18 protein-coding genes are annotated in these 16,766 nt (G+C 39.5%); 10 read left to right on the forward strand and 8 right to left on the reverse strand.

Going from position 1 to position 16,766, the window contains the following annotated elements; all coding sequences use genetic code 11:
• Window positions 1-280 precede the first annotated feature (280 nt).
• Window positions 281-2,500, reverse strand: coding sequence for an FUSC family protein (locus OU683_RS08565; RefSeq protein WP_268137219.1), 2,220 nt, complete (start codon window positions 2,498-2,500; stop codon window positions 281-283).
• Between the two features lie 206 nt (window positions 2,501-2,706).
• Between OU683_RS08565 and OU683_RS08570 the strand changes: the two genes are divergently transcribed.
• The gene (locus tag OU683_RS08570; RefSeq protein WP_268137221.1) at window positions 2,707-3,384 is read left to right on the forward strand and encodes a type 1 glutamine amidotransferase domain-containing protein; all 678 of its coding nucleotides are present in this window, start codon (window positions 2,707-2,709) and stop codon (window positions 3,382-3,384) included.
• Window positions 3,385-3,394: 10 nt separating this feature from the next.
• Entirely contained in the window at window positions 3,395-4,303 is a 909-nt protein-coding gene (locus tag OU683_RS08575) for an alpha/beta fold hydrolase (RefSeq protein ID WP_268137223.1), read from the forward strand.
• Window positions 4,304-4,335: 32 nt separating this feature from the next.
• On the opposite strand, the gene OU683_RS08580 is transcribed toward OU683_RS08575, so the two are convergent.
• On the reverse strand, window positions 4,336-5,055 hold the full coding sequence (locus tag OU683_RS08580) for an SDR family oxidoreductase (RefSeq protein WP_268137225.1): 720 nt from the start codon (window positions 5,053-5,055) through the stop codon (window positions 4,336-4,338).
• 249 nt (window positions 5,056-5,304) lie between these two features.
• Between OU683_RS08580 and OU683_RS08585 the strand changes: the two genes are divergently transcribed.
• Entirely contained in the window at window positions 5,305-5,682 is a 378-nt protein-coding gene (locus tag OU683_RS08585) for a hypothetical protein (RefSeq protein ID WP_268137227.1), read from the forward strand.
• A 72-nt stretch (window positions 5,683-5,754) separates the two neighbouring features.
• Complete coding sequence (locus tag OU683_RS08590; protein ID WP_228914645.1) at window positions 5,755-6,381, forward strand: YqaA family protein; 627 nt, start codon at window positions 5,755-5,757, stop codon at window positions 6,379-6,381.
• A 200-nt stretch (window positions 6,382-6,581) separates the two neighbouring features.
• Here the strand turns inward: OU683_RS08590 and OU683_RS08595 are convergent, their stop codons facing one another.
• Window positions 6,582-7,694: a DEAD/DEAH box helicase gene (locus OU683_RS08595; RefSeq protein ID WP_268137229.1), complete on the reverse strand. Its 1,113-nt coding sequence runs from the start codon at window positions 7,692-7,694 to the stop codon at window positions 6,582-6,584.
• Window positions 7,695-7,904: 210 nt separating this feature from the next.
• Here OU683_RS08595 and OU683_RS08600 point away from each other — a divergent pair, with 210 nt between their 5' ends.
• Complete coding sequence (locus tag OU683_RS08600) at window positions 7,905-8,048, forward strand: YqaE/Pmp3 family membrane protein (protein ID WP_084625583.1); 144 nt, start codon at window positions 7,905-7,907, stop codon at window positions 8,046-8,048.
• Window positions 8,049-8,182: 134 nt separating this feature from the next.
• Here OU683_RS08600 and galE read toward each other — a convergent pair whose 3' ends face one another.
• Window positions 8,183-9,223 carry a UDP-glucose 4-epimerase GalE gene (gene galE / locus OU683_RS08605; RefSeq protein WP_268137233.1) on the reverse strand — a complete coding sequence of 347 codons (1,041 nt, stop codon included), beginning with the start codon at window positions 9,221-9,223 and terminating at the stop codon, window positions 8,183-8,185.
• Window positions 9,224-9,440: 217 nt separating this feature from the next.
• Between galE and OU683_RS08610 the strand changes: the two genes are divergently transcribed.
• Together OU683_RS08610 and OU683_RS08615 are read left to right on the forward strand one after the other, a co-directional pair.
• Window positions 9,441-9,725, forward strand: a complete 285-nt coding sequence (locus OU683_RS08610) for a DUF3817 domain-containing protein (RefSeq protein WP_268137235.1) — start codon at window positions 9,441-9,443, stop codon at window positions 9,723-9,725.
• 3 nt (window positions 9,726-9,728) lie between these two features.
• The gene (locus OU683_RS08615; RefSeq protein WP_268137237.1) at window positions 9,729-11,009 is read left to right on the forward strand and encodes a mechanosensitive ion channel family protein; all 1,281 of its coding nucleotides are present in this window, start codon (window positions 9,729-9,731) and stop codon (window positions 11,007-11,009) included.
• 108 nt (window positions 11,010-11,117) lie between these two features.
• Here the strand turns inward: OU683_RS08615 and OU683_RS08620 are convergent, their stop codons facing one another.
• Complete coding sequence (locus OU683_RS08620) at window positions 11,118-12,158, reverse strand: hypothetical protein (protein ID WP_268137239.1); 1,041 nt, start codon at window positions 12,156-12,158, stop codon at window positions 11,118-11,120.
• 189 nt (window positions 12,159-12,347) lie between these two features.
• On the opposite strand from OU683_RS08620, the gene OU683_RS08625 reads away from it, so the two are divergent.
• Window positions 12,348-13,445, forward strand: coding sequence for an endonuclease/exonuclease/phosphatase family protein (locus tag OU683_RS08625; RefSeq protein WP_268137241.1), 1,098 nt, complete (start codon window positions 12,348-12,350; stop codon window positions 13,443-13,445).
• Here OU683_RS08625 and OU683_RS08630 read toward each other — a convergent pair whose 3' ends face one another.
• Genes OU683_RS08630 through OU683_RS08640 form a run of 3 tightly spaced genes read right to left on the reverse strand, consistent with a single transcriptional unit; the run spans window position 13,446 to window position 15,649 of the window.
• Window positions 13,446-13,835, reverse strand: coding sequence for an acyl-CoA thioesterase (locus OU683_RS08630; RefSeq protein WP_228914632.1), 390 nt, complete (start codon window positions 13,833-13,835; stop codon window positions 13,446-13,448).
• A gap of 27 nt (window positions 13,836-13,862) precedes the next feature.
• Window positions 13,863-14,291 carry an NUDIX hydrolase gene (locus tag OU683_RS08635; protein ID WP_268137244.1) on the reverse strand — a complete coding sequence of 143 codons (429 nt, stop codon included), beginning with the start codon at window positions 14,289-14,291 and terminating at the stop codon, window positions 13,863-13,865.
• Window positions 14,292-14,296: 5 nt separating this feature from the next.
• Window positions 14,297-15,649: an NAD-dependent succinate-semialdehyde dehydrogenase gene (locus OU683_RS08640; RefSeq protein WP_268137246.1), complete on the reverse strand. Its 1,353-nt coding sequence runs from the start codon at window positions 15,647-15,649 to the stop codon at window positions 14,297-14,299.
• Window positions 15,650-15,809: 160 nt separating this feature from the next.
• On the opposite strand from OU683_RS08640, the gene OU683_RS08645 reads away from it, so the two are divergent.
• The gene (locus OU683_RS08645) at window positions 15,810-16,217 is read left to right on the forward strand and encodes a glyoxalase (protein WP_268137248.1); all 408 of its coding nucleotides are present in this window, start codon (window positions 15,810-15,812) and stop codon (window positions 16,215-16,217) included.
• A gap of 94 nt (window positions 16,218-16,311) precedes the next feature.
• Window positions 16,312-16,764: a transcription elongation factor gene (locus OU683_RS08650; RefSeq protein WP_268137250.1), complete on the forward strand. Its 453-nt coding sequence runs from the start codon at window positions 16,312-16,314 to the stop codon at window positions 16,762-16,764.
• Window positions 16,765-16,766: the final 2 nt, after the last annotated feature.

Here is a 16,766-nt window from a genome sequence, read left to right on the forward strand (position 1 = left end):
AGAGGATTTAGTACTGAAAATTTTAACTATAAAAGAAAGGTTAAAAAAACATGCGCACAAATAATTGTAACTCAATGTATTGTAACTTTAATAATGTTATTAATCAAAAACTTATAGCTATGGCTCAAGAACAAAAAAAACCAAATCAAAAGCAGGATTCTGCAAAAAAGAGTGATCAAAAATCCGATCAAAAATCAGGAAAACAGCAGCACTCTAAAAAGTAGTTGTTATTTATATTACATCTCGAGTAATTTTTTCAGGCCACCTCCAAAGGGTGGCTTTATGCTTTCTTCGCCAATATTTTCCTGAGACTTTCACTTATCTCAAGTAACCATTTAAGCCGGTCCATAAGAATTTGCACCTCTTGCAATTTTTCCCATATCTCTTCCTTTTCATGGACTTCATCTTTTTCAACATTCAGCAATTCCTGGTACAGGTTATCATAAAAAAGTGCTGCTTTGTTAATTTCTTCTGAATTACCTTCTGTTGTTGGAATTTTATGGTTCTCTAGTGAAGCCTGGAGATTTGTCTTAATTGCAGATATGTAATTGGCAAAATGAGCTGAAGCTTTAGTAGTGGCCTGAGACCTTATAAATGTTCCCAGGGAAACTACAGCCGACAGAAACTCCTGATTGAGAGAAACGATCCTGAAGGTTTCTTCCAGGGTAATTTTATCTGTCTTTGATTCCTGTGCCATACGTTGAAAAGCCGCATTAAAGTCTCCCATGGCTAGAAATGCATTTTTTCGGGCAATTTTGTAAGAAGCAGGTAAGGTGGATTTGTTGTTGTAAAAAGCTTCAACCTCCTTAATAAATTCCAGGTTTGATTTTATACTCCCTTTTATAAAATTCTGGATGATAGAATGCTCCCAGGTTGGCCAAAGAAACTTTGCCCCAATAAAAGCCAGTCCTGCACCCACAATGGTATCCAGTACCCGGTATTCAATAACCTGTAATACATTAGGTCGCAGCAGGCTGTAGACAAATACTACATTGAGCGTAATAAAAGCTGCAGCTGTTTTATAATTGCGCTGTATCATGGAATGTGCCAGGACCAGGCTTATAACTGCCAGGATCCCGTAAACCACCTGGCTTCTTATGAGAAAAACCAGAGAGACTGCGACAGCACCCCCAATGAGAGTTCCGTAAAGTCTTTGTTTAAATCTATCCCGGGTAAGGGCATATCCGGGGCGCATGATCACTACAATGGTTAAGAGGATCCAGTAAGCATTTTGTACTGCAAATAATTCCCCCAAAAAATATCCTAACACCATTACCACGGTTAATCGTACGGAATGCCTGAAGATCGGAGACTTGAGATCCAGGTTATCCTGAAGGGTCTTAAAATTATAATCTGGTGTAGTAAGGAATTTTGCAGCGTCTTTTCTTTTAAGTTTTAATTTTTCGTTGCCTTTCCATTCCTCCATGAGCCTCTTAATTGAAAGCAACTTTTGATATTGCTTTTCCTTAAAAACCAGGAAATTCTTAAAAACCAGAAGCATTTCATTACTGCCTGAAGCGTCTCCCGAAACTTCCAGCTCCCGGTAGGTTTTCCATGTCTCCTGTCTCTTAGCCTTTAATCGTTCTTCTTCAGTTTTATTGAATTTACGACGGGAGCCTTGCGCTAAAATCCTTAAATGAGCAGCCATTATCTCATTCCAATCCTGTATAAGTTTGATTTTATCTTCCTGAGAGACAAAAAGTTTACTCATTTTCGAAGAATTGACAGGGTTGGCCATTCCCAATTCCAGGATATCAACCAGTTCCATAAAAATGAGCAGTCTCTTCCTCACCATTCCAGAGCGACCAAAATTCTTCCTGCGGGTTATAACCATTTCCCTAAGGATCTCGTGTTTCTCATTAATAGTTGTCTGTAGAGTAAACACTTCCTTCTCAAGTTCCTCTCTATTATCACATTTTAGGCCCATAAGCCGGGAGCGAATCTCCAGATATTGAGCTGTAAGTTCAAAGATTTCTCCCAGGAGCTGGTCGGTTTCTCTTCGGCGCAACAGGTAATGGAACAAAAGAGTGAACAGAAGGTACCACAGTCCCCCCACTCCTATCCAAAGTGCGTGGAGCAGTACACCGCCTTCCGCAGCAACCTGTGCCATACTAAGCACTACAGCAAGTAATCCCGAAAAGGAGATGAGAGAGGCTCTAAATCCAAAAACCGAAATCATGGAGTAATGAAAGATCTGAAGAATCAACAGGGGAATAAAAAAGATCGAATATGCTAGAGAAAACCCTGTAATTACAGTTGCAAGGACAGCAATTGCAATAGAAAAGGATATACCTATTACTCTTCGCCGTAAGCTGCCAGGCACATCACTGGGTGAGGTAAGTAAAACTCCTACTGCCATGGCAATTCCCAACCTAATTTCCCCCATTTGAGCTGTGACCAGCAAGGGAATAATAGCTGCAACGGCAAAACGAATTCCTCTGGAGAATTCGGCTGTCTTTAAAAGTTTAAAAAAAGATTGCAGTTGCCGGTAAAGATTCAAAGAAAAAAGTTTCCTGCAAAACTACGTGGCTTTGGTATAGTAAGAGTGGAATTGATCGTAAAAATTAGACAGGAAAGAGAATTTAACCTTTAATTAGTATCTCAGCTTTGGCTGTACTGGGAGCGCGTTGTAATTTTAAGATCCACGAAAAAAGCCTGTAGAAACAGGACTTTTCAATCATAATAAATATTTAAAAAAATAATACTATGAAAATTTTAATGGTCTTAACTTCTCACGATAAATTAGGAGACACAGGTAAAAAAACCGGATTTTGGGTAGAAGAGTTCGCTGCTCCTTACTACGTTCTTTCAGATGCCGGTGCAGAGATCACCCTGGCTTCTCCCAAAGGAGGACAACCTCCCATAGACCCATCCAGCACCACAGAGGATGCCCAAACTGAAGCCACAAAAAGATTTGATAAGGATAAGGAGCTTCAAAATAAGCTTGCCTCAACCAAAAAACTGGAGGATATGAATGCTTCAGAATTTGACGGAGTCTTTTATCCCGGCGGGCACGGACCACTATGGGATCTTGCAAACGATTTAAAGTCTATCTCTCTCATAGAAGCTTTTAATGAACAAATGAAACCTATGGCTTTTGTATGTCATGCCCCGGGTGTACTTGCTAATGTTGAAGATCATAAAGAGCCTTTGGTTCGCAGAAAAAATGTTACAGGATTTGCAAATTCCGAAGAAGATGCAGTGGGATTAACTAATGTAGTACCTTTTCTTGTTGAGGACAAGATGAACCAACTGGGTGCAAATTACAGTAAAGGAGAGGACTGGAGCTCTTATGTGAAAGTAGATGGAAAACTGGTGACGGGACAGAATCCTGCGTCCTCAGAAAAAGCGGCGAGAGAACTCCTCCATTTACTTCAAAAATGATCCTTTGCCTATGGCCAATAAAGAAAAATCTGTATCTAAAGTTATAGAGGAGCATGAAGCTTCGGGCACCTATTTTGAGGTAGATGGAATTAAAACCTTTGCCTTGAAATACGGTCGTGGGGAACCGGCACTTTGTCTGCACGGGGTTCCCACTTCTTCTTTTCTTTATCGAAAGGTCTTGAGGTCCCTCGAAAAGAAAGGTTACAAAGGAGTAAGCATAGACATGCCGGGTTTTGGCTTAAGCGATCGCCCCGAAAGATTTGATTATTCCTTTTCTAATCTTGCAGATTTCATATATAAAGCTGCAAAAGTTTTAAAACTGAAAAAATTTCACCTGGTGGTACATGACGTAGGGGGACCAATTGGTTTTGCTCTTGCTGCAAGACACGCAAACAGGATAATGTCCCTAACCATCCTCAATACCTGGGTGGATGTGGTAAATTTCAAGAAACCGGTGGTTATGCGACCCTTTGAAAAAAGGGTTTTAGGCGAGGCTGAGTTAAAGATGATGAGTCATCTCACCTGGCCGGTAATGTTTAAACAAATGGGAGTCATTAATTCCTCCAATATAAGTCTTTCAGAAATTAATGCTTATGTTGATCTTTTAAAAAGAGAAGATCATGGAAAGGCCTTTTTGAAGCTTATGAGAAACTATGATAGTTCAGAGGCGTTTAGGGACTTGTGCTACAAAGCCGTTCAAAGTAAAGAATATCCGGTACAGGCGATCTGGGGAGCCAGTGATCCTTCATTGCAACTCGAAACCTATGGAAAAGAAATAAAAGAAGTAGCAGGACTAAAAGAGGTCCACACATTAAGGTCCCGCCACTTTCTTCAAGAGGAAGCGTGGCTCGGGATTGCAGATAAAATTGTTGACCTGGCAAAATCTGTTCATCTTAAAAATCCAAAAAAGGAGGCTTAAGAACCTCCTTTTTAGAACTTTAAATACTTTAGTTATTTTTTTGGAGGCTTTGTTGGTCTTATCTCAATTTTACTCGGTAAAGCTCTCTGGTTCATTTTCAACAGGTCTACAACCAGCTCTCCAATATCTTCGCTCTGAATTTTCCAGGCATCTTGATCACCTGGCGTGTGGTCATTAAAATGCGTAGCTACAGAACCCGGCATTATAGTAGTGACCTTGATATCATGATCCCGCAAGTCAAGCATAGCGGCCTGTGTAAATCCTGTCACTCCAAATTTGCTGGCGTTATAGGCAGAACCACCCGCAAAGAAGTTAGTCCCTGCAAGACTGGAAATCGTAAAGATGTAACCTTTACTTTTCTTAAGATTAGGAATCGAAGCTTTGAGGCTGTAAAAAACTCCTGTGAGGTTAGTGTCAATGGTTTGCTGCCATTGTTCGGGTGTAAGCTCTTCAATAGAGCCGAAATGACCTACCCCTGCGTTGGCAACCACAATATCAAGCTGTCCCCACTTATCTACCAGCTGTTTAATTGCAGCCTGCTGGCTTTCAAATTTGCGAACATCGGCTTCAATTCCAATAACTTCCCCTTTTCCGTTTTGCGTAATCTCTTTGGCCGCCTTCTCGGCCTCATCACGATGCCTGCTGGTGATACCTACCCTCACTCCCATTTGAGACAGAGCGGCTGCGATACCATAGCCAATTCCTTTGCTTCCTCCTGTCACAAATGCGACTTTATTTTCTAAATTCTTCATTTTTATATTATTTTTCTAGCCTAAAACTAGCAAATATGTAGTGCAAATACAGATTCAGGAGCATTAAGACTTTGTTAATTAATCAGTGTTAACAGTGGCTGAAAAATTTTAACTTCTGAAGTAAAAATCTTTAATCCTGCTACCATTAATTACAAAGAGAATCAATTATCTTTGCACACCTTCCTAAGATAGCTTAAAATAAGGCTTTTCAGGAAAATTTAGTTTAACCATATTAAAATACAGTACACGTTGGAAAATCCTAAGGCACAAAAACTTCTGAATAAAATACAACGCGATCTAATGCGCAATGGTATTATCACCAATACTATTGTTGAAGACTTAAAGGAGTTGAGGCCATACGCCGTAGAAGAAAACAGTCCTCTTTTGGCAAAGGTAATAAGACTTACTTATGAGCACATTGAAACTTATGAATCTTTCAACATTCCAATTCCTGAGGATGAGCCTGTTGAAGGATTTGAAGAAGAACCGGAGAGCAACGGTGACTTTGACCCGGCCGAAAGTCTGGATTACCTACTGTCGCTTATGGCTGAAGCCAAAAATAAGATCAATGCAATTGAACTTAGGGAATACAGCAACCAGCTAATGGCTTATGCCGAAGAGAATTAATAATTTGTTTTGTTAGAATGGCTCAATAATTGAATATATTATTAGAAAAGCTATTTAATAGAGGAAACAAGTATGAAAAAGAAAAATGTCGCCGTCTTGAATAAAAAACCCCGCTGGAAATTACTTCACCAATATTATAACTATACAGGATTTTACAAGTTTGTAGGTAAGAGTCTTAAAAAGGCCATTTTACCTGTTATTCTTTTTCTTGCAGCCCTGTTTGCCATTAATGAATACGTGGTGAATATCAACAGCATCCTGGTCACAGTGACCGAGACATATTCTCCACTTGGAATTTTAGCGGTTTTTCTTGCTTCGGAATCTATTTTTCTGGGTCTGGTTCCTCCGGAATTATTTATTGCCTGGTCCGGAAAATCGGCCATGCCAATCTTTTACCTGAGTCTGCTGGCTACTGCTTCCTATCTTGGCGGGATCATTTCTTACTGGATGGGTAAGGCGATCACAAAAATCCCGGCGGTACATGATGCCATGGAAACAAAAATGGCAAAACATATCAAAAATACAGAAAAGTGGGGTGGCTTCCTTATTGTAGTTGGGGCTTTATTGCCAATTCCCTTTTCTATTACCAGTGTAGCAGCAGGTATAATTAATTATAAATTTAGATACTATTTACTTTTTGGGCTTCTTAGATATATAAGGTTCTATGGATATGCCCTGGTAATCTTCAAAATAGTTTAAAATAATACAGGGAGAAGTCCTTAATAATTAAAGCAAAAAATCCCGCATTTTTGAAAGATCAGAAATGCGGGATTTTTTTATGGTTAAGATTTTGCAGTTTACCTGAGGCTTTCGTTGTCTTTATTGCTGTTGTTAATGCTGCAAAATCAACTAAACTATCTTAGGGATTACCAAAAAGTTACTGAAATCTGTTACCTACCCTATCTAATTTGGGTGAACTTGATATTCAACTCCCGCTCAAATTGACGTAATTTTTTGATTTCGTACTGGTTTACAAGCGCTAAAGACAATCCGGTTTTCCCTGCTCTGGCTGTACGGCCGCTTCGGTGGGTGTAGTATTCGGTTTGATCTGGTAGCTGGTAGTGAACAACAAATGCAAGATTTGCCACATCAATTCCTCTCGCAGCCACATCTGTAGACACCAAAAGTCGCAAGTTGTCACCTTTAAAGGCTCTCATTACCTTATCCCGGTCCTTTTGAAGCATATCACCTTCCAGCAATCCAACCTCATAATTCTTTGCTGCCAGTTGCTTGGACAGGATCCTTGCTGCCGATTTAGTTTTGGTAAAGATAATACCACGTTTCTTGCCCTGGCTTTTTAGAAAATATGCAAGGGTATCAAGTTTGCTGTTATCATCTCCTGCCACAAATTGATGTTCAATCGCAGTATTGACTGCATCCTGTTTATCAATAGCCACCCGTCGTGCACCTTTATTTACATATTTATTTATGATCTCGTTTAGCTCCTGTGGAATTGTTGCTGAAAACAACCACACATTCCTGTCTTTAGAATCTGTTCCTTCCAGGATCTGGGTGAGATCATTTTTAAAACCCATGCTAAGCATTTCATCGGCTTCATCCAGCACCAAAGTTTTTATCTTTCGAATATCAATTGCCTTGCGTTTCATTAGGTCAATTAACCTTCCCGGGGTAGCTACCACAATCTGGGTGGGCCGGTTAAGACGGGCGATCTGTATATCTATCTTTTCTCCTCCATAGACAGCTTCAGTAAAAACCTTTTCTGAATATTTCGTGAATTTGAAAAGTTGTCGTGCAATTTGCTGCCCAAGTTCCCTTGTGGGAGAAAGGATCAAAGCCTGGATGTGATCTTTTTCAGGATCAATTTGTGCAAGAATGGGTAGACCAAAGGCTGCTGTTTTCCCTGTACCGGTTTGTGCCTGTCCTACAAAATCAACCCCTCCTTCTGTAAGTATAGGAATGGCAGCCTCCTGTATTTTTGTAGGGTGGATAATTCCCAACTCATTAAGCCCTTTGATAATGTCGTCTGATACTCCCAGTTCTTTAAAAGTCATTGCTCTAATTTTCTGCGAAGATAGTTTATTCCTAAGGAAAAAATTTCCTTGTATATTAAAAGAGATTAAAGAAACCCAATGTCCTTTGCCGTATTATAAACATCTTAAGATATTGATAATTTGGCTGTTAAATTGAAGCTAAACCAAAATTATCCTGATACAAAATGATTTTTAATTATTAATTTGGTGATATAACCAAAAAATAAAAACATGCTAACAATAATTTTGAATATCCTTTTACCGCCTTTAGCCGTATACCTAAACCATGGAGTGGGAACAACGCTGTTGATAAGCATTGTACTTACCTTGATAGGTTGGTTACCTGGTGTAATCCATGCTTTCATTGTGAACTAACAATAATAAAAACTGTCTAAAATATAAATCCCCTCAATGGTTCCAATGTGAGAGATTGGAATCGAAAAAACCTCTCAAAGAGAGGTTTCACAAAGTTTGAATTAGCCTTTAAGCTTATGTTTTAGACAGTTTCTCTACTCTTCACTCTTACTTTTTTCTTCAAGTTTTTGTTGCCATTTCCAGGCACTTTCCATAGCATCTTCTATAGTATATTCGGCTTTCCATTTAAGTACATCATTAGCCTTCGTAGTATCTGCATAGGCTACAATTATATCTCCTTCCCTCCTGTCAACGAACCTGTATTGCAGTTTTTGTCCCGAAACTTTTTCAAATGCTTTGATTGCCTCCAGTACAGAATTTCCTTTTCCGGTTCCAAGATTGAACACTTCGTAATTACCGTTGTGTTCATCATCGAGCAAACGTTCCAACGCTACTACGTGAGCACGTGCAAGATCCATAACATGTATATAATCTCTAATACAGGTACCATCCGGGGTTGGATAATCATTCCCAAAAACCGAAAGTTCATCCCTTTTCCCGGCTGCTGTCTGAGTGATAAACGGCACCAGATTTTGAGGAGTACCAATTGGTAATTCTCCAATATTAGCAGAAGGATGTGCCCCGATAGGATTAAAATACCTTAGGGAAATTGCTTTTAAATGCGGTACAACTTTACAGGTGTCAGAAATGATCTCTTCCCCTATTTGCTTTGTATTCCCATAAGGAGATTCTGCTTTTTTTACAGGAGCACTCTCTGTAATTGGTAATTCATCTGCCTGGCCGTAGACTGTACAGGAGGAACTAAAAATGAACTTTGGCGCCTCTCTTTCCTTCAATTGCTGCAATAAATAGACTAACGTATTTAAATTATTCTCATAATAGAGCAAAGGATTTTGAACACTTTCCCCTACTGCTTTAGAAGCCGCAAAATGTATTACACCTTCAATGTTGGGATACTTATCAAAAAAATGATTTACAGCTTGTTTGTCCCTAAGGTCTAAATTTTCGAACTCAGGAGAAATTCGGGTGATTTTGGTAATTCCTCCTAAAACTTCCAGGGAAGAATTTGAAAGGTTATCAATAATTACCACCTCATAACCTTTTTCCTGAAGTGCCACCACGGTATGCGATCCTATAAATCCCAACCCACCGGTGACAAGTATTTTTTTGCTCATATTCTTGTTTCTGAATCTTCCGCAAATTAAGAAATTACACTCTATTAGAAGAAAGCACAATTGGGAATTCCCAGATCTTTATTTCTTATTCCCTTATGTAATTAATAATCACAGAACAAGCCCTTAAAAAACCCAATTTAATTGTAATAAATTTCGCGAAATTCCAGTCCTTAATTCAGGTCATTTAAAGTATATTTGCAGCCTTAAAAGAACAGTTATGTCGTTAGATTCACAAGTGAAAATTTTTAAATGGATCAGCATTTTTGAAGGAATATCTTTTTTGGTGCTATTGTTAATTGCAATGCCTCTCAAGTACATCTGGGATTCTCCCGAAATGGTACGTATAGTTGGGATGGCTCATGGTCTTTTATTTGTAGCATACATCTTTGGAGCTTTACTTTTGTACAGGCCATTACAGTGGAAGCTTAAGACTCTAATGATTGTCTGTATAAGCTCAGTACTACCATTGGGACCTTTTTATGTAGAGAAAAAATATCTCTAGAAAATGAGAGAACAAGTAAGGGAGGTTGGGAACTTTTTAGCCGATTACTTCATGGCGCAGGGAATGGATGCAGATGTTGCCCATTTTCTAAACATGCTTATTAATATTGTAGTCGTTGGAGTTCTTTGGTTTGTAATTCACTTTATTACCAAAAGACTGGTTCTAACCTCTTTTCAAAAGTTCACAAACCAGACTAAAACCACCTTTGACGACTATCTTGTAAAAAGTAATTTCCCGAGGTATATAAGCAATATTTTCCCCCTCTTATTGCTCATTTTGACGGTTCCTATAGTGTTTGAAGATTACCCAAAGTTATTAGGGATATTTGAAAAGCTGGTCGATATTTATATTATTCTCCTCACTGTGCTAATAGGGCGAAGTTTGGTGCGCACCACTACAAATTTCATGAAGCGGCATGAGCGTTACCACGACAAACCCCTGGAAAGCTATGCGCAGGTTCTAATGATCATTTTTTGGTCTATCGGCCTTATTTTTATCTTTTCTGAAATTACCGAGAAATCTGTGCTTGGATTTCTTATTTCTTTGGGAGCCGCTTCAGCAATTATCTTATTCATCTTTAAAGATACCATTCTTGGGTTCGTAGCATCTATACAGGTTTCTGTGAATGACATTGTAAGAATTGGAGACTGGATCACTTTCAGCAAATATGGGGCAGATGGGTTTGTTACAGAGATCAATCTTGCGACAGTAAGGGTTCAGAACTGGGATAATACTTATACTACAATTCCCACTTATTATCTTATTTCAGACTCTTTTCATAACTGGCGCGGGATGCAGGAATCTCCCGGGCGGCGTATCAAACGCTCAATAAACATCAAACAAAATTCAATAAGATTTGTAAATGATGAGGATATTGCAAAATTTGAAGAATTCGGCTTAATTGGTCCTTACATTAAAGAACGACAGGAAGAGATCAATGCCTATAATAAAGAAATGGGCATCAATAAAAAACATCTTATTAATGGAAGGCATCAAACAAACCTTGGAATCTTTAGGCAATATGCGTTGTCATATTTAAAAGCGCATCCTAAAATACACCAGGAAATGACCATGATGGTGCGCCATCTTCCTCCTACCACACAGGGAATCCCCATTGAAATCTACTGTTTTAGTGCAGACAAACGCTGGGAATTTTATGAAGCGGTAACAGCAGATATATTTGACCACCTCATAGCAGCCATTCCTTATTTTGATCTTCAACTTTTTGAATCTCCTTCGGGCGACGACATTTTAAAAGCTCTTAAACCTCTGCAGCTAAATTAAAAAGGATATTAATCTTAGAAAGCAGGAATCTTAAAAGTAGTTGCTTTCTACAGATCATCTTAAGTCTGAGCTATTATCTCCTTTAATATTAATTGTTGATTTGGTGCTCTAAGTTCTGCCTTCATAATCGGTGTCTTGAGAATCTTCAGAGGAGTTTAGATAGTGGCCCTCCATGTAATCGCTTCGCAAACTTTTGACCCCGGCGGCTCCTCCCAGCGCACCAACGATAGCTCCCAGTAAGAGGGCAATAAACAGATAGAGAGCAGCATCGGCCATAGCATCAGAAATAGTACCGGCCGTTTTCTCTGCTTCCTGCTTCATGTTTTCAAGAAATTCCATCGATTGCTTCCGCAGATTTTCATATTCTGCCGCGTAGCTACTAACAGTTTGTTTGGCTTCTTTTTCACTGAAATTGGTCCTTGAAGTTAATATATTTACAAGTGCTTCTTTATCCAGGGCTTCCCACTTGTTATCAAAGATGTTTTTTGCCTCATTAAATATCTGCTCTATTTTGGCATCTAATTGCGCAGAGCTTCCAAAATCTCTCATAGCTTGCTGCCCTGAATTATCCATTTTCTCTTCCACTTCGTTTTCTGCTTCTTGAGGGTCTGAATACGGTTTTTGAGCTTCCTCAAGTAACATATAAAATTTTTCTTTAGCCTTGTTAAGGCTAACCTCCAACTCTTTTTCGTGTTGCTCACTCAGTTGTTGACTTTGGCTTAGCTCCTGTTGCTCATTTGCCCAGGACACAACGTTTCCAATGGTATTTCCCACTCCCGAAATGACTCCACCCACAGCTGAAGTTACCAGCCAGAGAGACAGAATTAAATATAAGGCCCAGGTCATTATTCCCTGGATAATTCCACTTTTCTGATAGAAAGACACTCCTACTCTCGCAGCAACAAATGCTCCTACAAAAAGTGCCAGAAGATTTGAAACAGCCCACCAAACAAGACTTAAAGTTCCCACGCCGCTAAAAGGACTACTCTTTTCCATAGGTTCTATGCTACCAAATCCCAAAGAAAGTCCGAGCAGGTTAAAAAGAAAAACTATGGAAAAAGTACAAATAACGCCTGCAAATATCGCCCTCCAGGAAACACCTTTTCGTGGTACTGAATTGTGAGAATTTAGTTCCTTAAGTTTATTCATAATTATTTATTTTGGTTAGTTAAAGAAGAACACTGTTCCCTTCATTATCAATGGCTCAATAAGTTAAGCAGATAAATACTCAATTACTCTTAAAAAAATTTAAAGATTTGGAGTTTTGTCCTCGTTTTAGGTACTAAAAACATACTTTAGATCAATATTTAAAAATCTTATCAAACTCATTTTTATTCCATGTCAATAAAAGGTTTTCTTCAGGCGTTTGGTATTATTGCTGTTGTTCTATCTCTTTTTCCTTTTGTCGCTACCGATTACTGGTGGATGAGGATGTTTGATTTTCCCCATGTACAGCTTACCATTCTCACGCTGGTGGCTCTTGTAGTCTACTTCTTCAGGTTTGATCTGCGTAACTGGAGAGACTATACTTTTATATTTGTACTGGCAGGATGTTTCTTACTGCAACTGGTTAAAATATATCCCTACACTCCGTTTGCAGACCAGCAGGTTAGAAAAAACACAGCTGCTGTGCCGGCAAGCAGTATTAGTATTCTGGCTACTAATGTGCTGCAGAAAAATGAGCATTACGACAAAGTTGTAGAAGAAATCTTTAGGCAGGATCCCGATCTTCTAGTTTTTACTGAAACCAATTCCTTGTGGCGAAATGAATTACGTAAATTACTTAAAGATTTTGATTACGAGTACCGTATGGAGATGCCGCTTGATAATACCTACGGAATGCTGGTGTACTCCAGGTTGGAACTGGTAGACCCTCAAATAAAATTTCTGTTGGAAGACAGCATTCCCTCTATGCATACAAAGGTGATTTTACCTTCCAAAGAATTAATTCAGCTGCATGTTATTCATCCCACACCACCCATGCCTCCACATGATGCTTCTTCAACAGACAGAGATGCACAAATGATGTTAGTGGCAAAAATGGCAAAAGAATCGAAGCTTCCTGTAATTGTTACAGGGGATTTTAATGATGTGGCCTGGTCTGAAAGTACACAGCTTTTCCAAGAGGTGAGTGGATTACTGGACCCCCGCAAAGGAAGGGGCTTCTATAACACTTATAACGCAAATAGCTGGCTTATGAGGTGGCCCCTGGATCATTTATTTGTTTCAGATGAATTTAGACTGGTGAAAATGGAAGTGGGTAATGATGTGAAATCCGACCACTTTCCACTTTATGCCAAATTGAGTTTGGAGCCGGGAGTAAGGGCTGTACAAACTGCAACACCTGCCAGTCAAAATGAAATGCAGGAGGCAGAAAAACAAATTGAAAAAGAAGAGGAAAAAGACAGAAAAGAAAAAGCAGAAGGCAAAGAATAGTTAATCTTTAAGACGGTCTTTCACAAATTCGATCTCTGTTTTCCCGTGAGGTTTTGCCCGTCCCTTTTCATCAAGAGAAACCATTACGATCCTTTCAATAGAAATTATTACTTCCCGGGTCATCTTATTGCGAACTTCGCATCGCAGGGTAATGGAAGCAGTCCCAAATTTTACCACATCCATACCTATCTCAATAATATCACCTTCCCTGGCGGAACTTTTGAAGTCAATTTCACTCACGAATTTTGTTACGGTACGCGGATTTTCCAGTTGAATTATAGCATAAAGGGCGGCTTCCTCGTCAATCCATTCTAAAAGCCGGCCGCCAAACAAGGTGCCGTTGGGATTAAGATCCTGGGGTTTTATCCATTTACGGGTATGAAATCTCATAGGGGTTATTTAAAAGGAAAAATAAAGTTAAGCATTCTTCCGAAAATATTCCTCCCTGGCCACCTTTAGAATTTCTGAATGGTCAAAAGCAAGTTCGGGAAGATCTGTAATAGAAAACCAGTGGGCTTCGGCGGCATCATCATTTCCTTCCACTTTCTCTTTAGAAGTCACCTCTCCCCAGAATGTGATACTAATGGTCCTGCCCCTGGGATCTCTTCCCGGAGCACCAAAAGTGTGCAGCTGTTTTAATTTTTTGATTTTTAGACCTGTTTCTTCTTCAAGCTCTCTCTTTGCTCCATCTTCCAATGGTTCCTCATCTTCGAGAAACCCTCCCGGGAGAGCCCATTTGTCTTTAAAAGGATCTTTTTTTCGCTTGACCAATAACACTTTAGGATCCTGCTTACTCCTGTAAAATATCACACAATCTGTAGTTACCGCTATATTTTGCCTTGACATAATTTCTATTTAAAATAAACCGTCTGAATATTCACAAACTCTCTAATCCCGAAGTTGGAAAGCTCCCTGCCATATCCAGATTTCTTAGTACCTCCAAAAGGCAGGCGGGGATCGCTTTTTACCAGTTCATTGACAAAAACGGCCCCATCCTCAATTTGAGGAATAAGTTTTTGAGCCCTTTCCTTACTGGTGGTAAACAGCGAAACACCAAGGCCAAATTGAGTGGCATTAATAAGGTCTACTGCTTCCTCTTCTGTTTTAAATGTAGTAATTCCTATTGCAGGACCAAATGTTTCCTCTTTAAATACCGGCATTTGAGGTGTTACATCTTTTAAAACAGTAGGTGCGTAAAATGCCATTTTCCGCTCCCCTCCTGTTAAGATCTTAGCACCCATCTTCACCGAATCCTTCACCTGTTTTTCCAAATCTTCGGCAAGATCTTCTCTGGCCTGCACTCCTATAAAGGTATCTTCATCTATAGGGTCACCGATCTTTAAATCCTTCACTTTTTTCAGAAATAGATCTGTGAATTTTTCGGCAATACTTTCCTGTAACAAAAGACGTTTTCCTGCAATACAACTTTGTCCTGTATTTTGGAAACGTGCCTGGACACAGGTCCCGACCGCCTCCTCCAGGTCTGCATCGTCGAACACCACCAGTGGATTACTTCCCCCCAGTTCCAGTACAGATTTTTTGATTTGCCTGCCAGCCGTCGCGGCAACAGCACTCCCTGCCCCTTCACTACCCGTGAGGGTTACAGCTTTGACCCTTTTGTCCTGCAGTACTTCTTCCACTTTCTTACTGCCAATTGTAAGGTTTTGGAAACAACCTTCGGGAAATCCTGCTCTAATAAACACTTTTTCAAGATTCTTCCCGCACATCATAACATTGCTGGCGTGTTTTAGCACTCCCACGTTACCTGCCATTAAAGCCGGTGCCGCAAAACGGAATACCTGCCAAAAAGGGTAATTCCATGGCATAATTGCCAGCACCACACCTAAAGGGGCATAATTCACATAGCTATTAGCTGCATCGGTCTCAATAACTTCAGGAGCAAGCTGTTTTTCAGCATTTTCTGCATAATACTCACATACCCAGGCACATTTTTCAATTTCAGCAATAGATTGCTTTATTGGCTTACCCATTTCTTTTGTGATCACTTCTGCATATTCCTGCTTGTTTTTCCTGAGTTCTTCCGCAGCATTCAGCATAAGCTTTGAGCGAAATGAAAATGAGGTGGTTTTCCATTCATGGAATACCGCTGTGGCCTTTTCCAGTGCGTTGTCAATATCTTCTGAAGAGGATTCCCTATGTTCTTCAATAGTTTCCCCTGTATACGGATTTTTTGAAAGGATCATAAAAAGGTCTTTTTCTAAAGGTAAAAAGAACATGGTACGGGGAGAAATTATTAATGGGATTTTAACTGAAGCTTAAATTGTTCACAACAAGTTTATAATTCTTAAATAAAGGAATTACAGAGATTTCCTTGTTTTATTATCTTTAAGAAAAAGCCCCGTTATGAAAGATCGTGAAAAAAGTCTACTGGAGTTAAGACCCTACATCGAGTCTGCAATAGTGAACGCTTCCACCCTTCCCGAAGAACAATTCCAGAATAGAACCCTGCGCCCGGTGATCCTGCTTCAAAATGACCTTTTACTGGAAGCCTTCAGGAACTATGTGCAGAAATATAAAAATGGTTTTTACGAAATGAATGTAGAAAAACGAATGGCGTACATTGAAAACGCTATTCAGAAGGACATAAAATTCCGAAACAGCTTAAAAGGGATGATCATTGGTCAATTCACCATTGAGGAATACCGCTTCTACATAACCAACTCTTCTGCTCTTAATAAAAGAATGATGAACCTGGTTAAGGAAAGGCTGCAGAGCAATATCCAACTCCTCGACAGACTTTCGGTCGTATAACCTGCTGTACTGGAAAATCCCGTATTTATTAAACTTTTGCTAATTGTTCTTTTTTGAATATTGCGTTGGCTAATTTTAAAGAAAACGCAACAAAATGAGCATAAACAAAGAAGAATTATTCAACAAATGTCTTGATATGGTCAATGAAAGAATTGACCAGTATAATGAGAAAATGAATACTATTACCGGCCAGAATGAGCAGCATAAATTCCATCCCGATTTTGATGAGTATGGAAACAAAGGCGAAATGCTCACCGAATATGAAAAAAATGCCGCTTACCTTGACAGGGTGCGCAGCATGAAAGAAACTCTGGCCAACCTGGATAGAGAACACCGCAGTGAGGTCGTACGGCCAGGAAGTGTGGTAGAAACCAAAAGCGGATATTATTTTGTCTCTGTGCCCTTAGGTGAAATAGACATGGAAAGTGGAAGTAAAGTCTACGCGATCTCTACAGATGCTCCAATTTATAAAGAAATGGAAGGTAAGAAAGCCGGTGACTCCTTCAATTTTAGAGACGGCGAGGTGGACATTGTAAAAGTTTGGTAAAT

Origin of the sequence: Salinimicrobium sp. TH3 (genome assembly GCF_026676115.1) — a bacterium.
Taxonomy (GTDB): Bacteria; Bacteroidota; Bacteroidia; order Flavobacteriales; family Flavobacteriaceae; genus Salinimicrobium.

What these genes read in the sequence shown, in the direction of transcription:
- OU683_RS08615 (WP_268137237.1), top strand. Translation starts at nt 9,729, where the DNA reads ATGAGAGAACAAGTAAGGGAGGTTGGGAACTTTTTAGCCGATTACTTC.
- OU683_RS08570 (WP_268137221.1), top strand. Translation starts at nt 2,707, where the DNA reads ATGAAAATTTTAATGGTCTTAACTTCTCACGATAAATTAGGAGACACA.
- galE (WP_268137233.1), bottom strand. Translation starts at nt 9,223, where the DNA reads ATGAGCAAAAAAATACTTGTCACCGGTGGGTTGGGATTTATAGGATCG.
- OU683_RS08590 (WP_228914645.1), top strand. Translation starts at nt 5,755, where the DNA reads ATGAAAAAGAAAAATGTCGCCGTCTTGAATAAAAAACCCCGCTGGAAA.
- OU683_RS08600 (WP_084625583.1), top strand. Translation starts at nt 7,905, where the DNA reads ATGCTAACAATAATTTTGAATATCCTTTTACCGCCTTTAGCCGTATAC.
- OU683_RS08625 (WP_268137241.1), top strand. Translation starts at nt 12,348, where the DNA reads ATGTCAATAAAAGGTTTTCTTCAGGCGTTTGGTATTATTGCTGTTGTT.
- OU683_RS08595 (WP_268137229.1), bottom strand. Translation starts at nt 7,694, where the DNA reads ATGACTTTTAAAGAACTGGGAGTATCAGACGACATTATCAAAGGGCTT.
- OU683_RS08635 (WP_268137244.1), bottom strand. Translation starts at nt 14,291, where the DNA reads ATGTCAAGGCAAAATATAGCGGTAACTACAGATTGTGTGATATTTTAC.
- OU683_RS08580 (WP_268137225.1), bottom strand. Translation starts at nt 5,055, where the DNA reads ATGAAGAATTTAGAAAATAAAGTCGCATTTGTGACAGGAGGAAGCAAA.
- OU683_RS08630 (WP_228914632.1), bottom strand. Translation starts at nt 13,835, where the DNA reads ATGAGATTTCATACCCGTAAATGGATAAAACCCCAGGATCTTAATCCC.
- OU683_RS08640 (WP_268137246.1), bottom strand. Translation starts at nt 15,649, where the DNA reads ATGATCCTTTCAAAAAATCCGTATACAGGGGAAACTATTGAAGAACAT.
- OU683_RS08645 (WP_268137248.1), top strand. Translation starts at nt 15,810, where the DNA reads ATGAAAGATCGTGAAAAAAGTCTACTGGAGTTAAGACCCTACATCGAG.
- OU683_RS08610 (WP_268137235.1), top strand. Translation starts at nt 9,441, where the DNA reads ATGTCGTTAGATTCACAAGTGAAAATTTTTAAATGGATCAGCATTTTT.
- OU683_RS08620 (WP_268137239.1), bottom strand. Translation starts at nt 12,158, where the DNA reads ATGAATAAACTTAAGGAACTAAATTCTCACAATTCAGTACCACGAAAA.
- OU683_RS08575 (WP_268137223.1), top strand. Translation starts at nt 3,395, where the DNA reads ATGGCCAATAAAGAAAAATCTGTATCTAAAGTTATAGAGGAGCATGAA.
- OU683_RS08650 (WP_268137250.1), top strand. Translation starts at nt 16,312, where the DNA reads ATGAGCATAAACAAAGAAGAATTATTCAACAAATGTCTTGATATGGTC.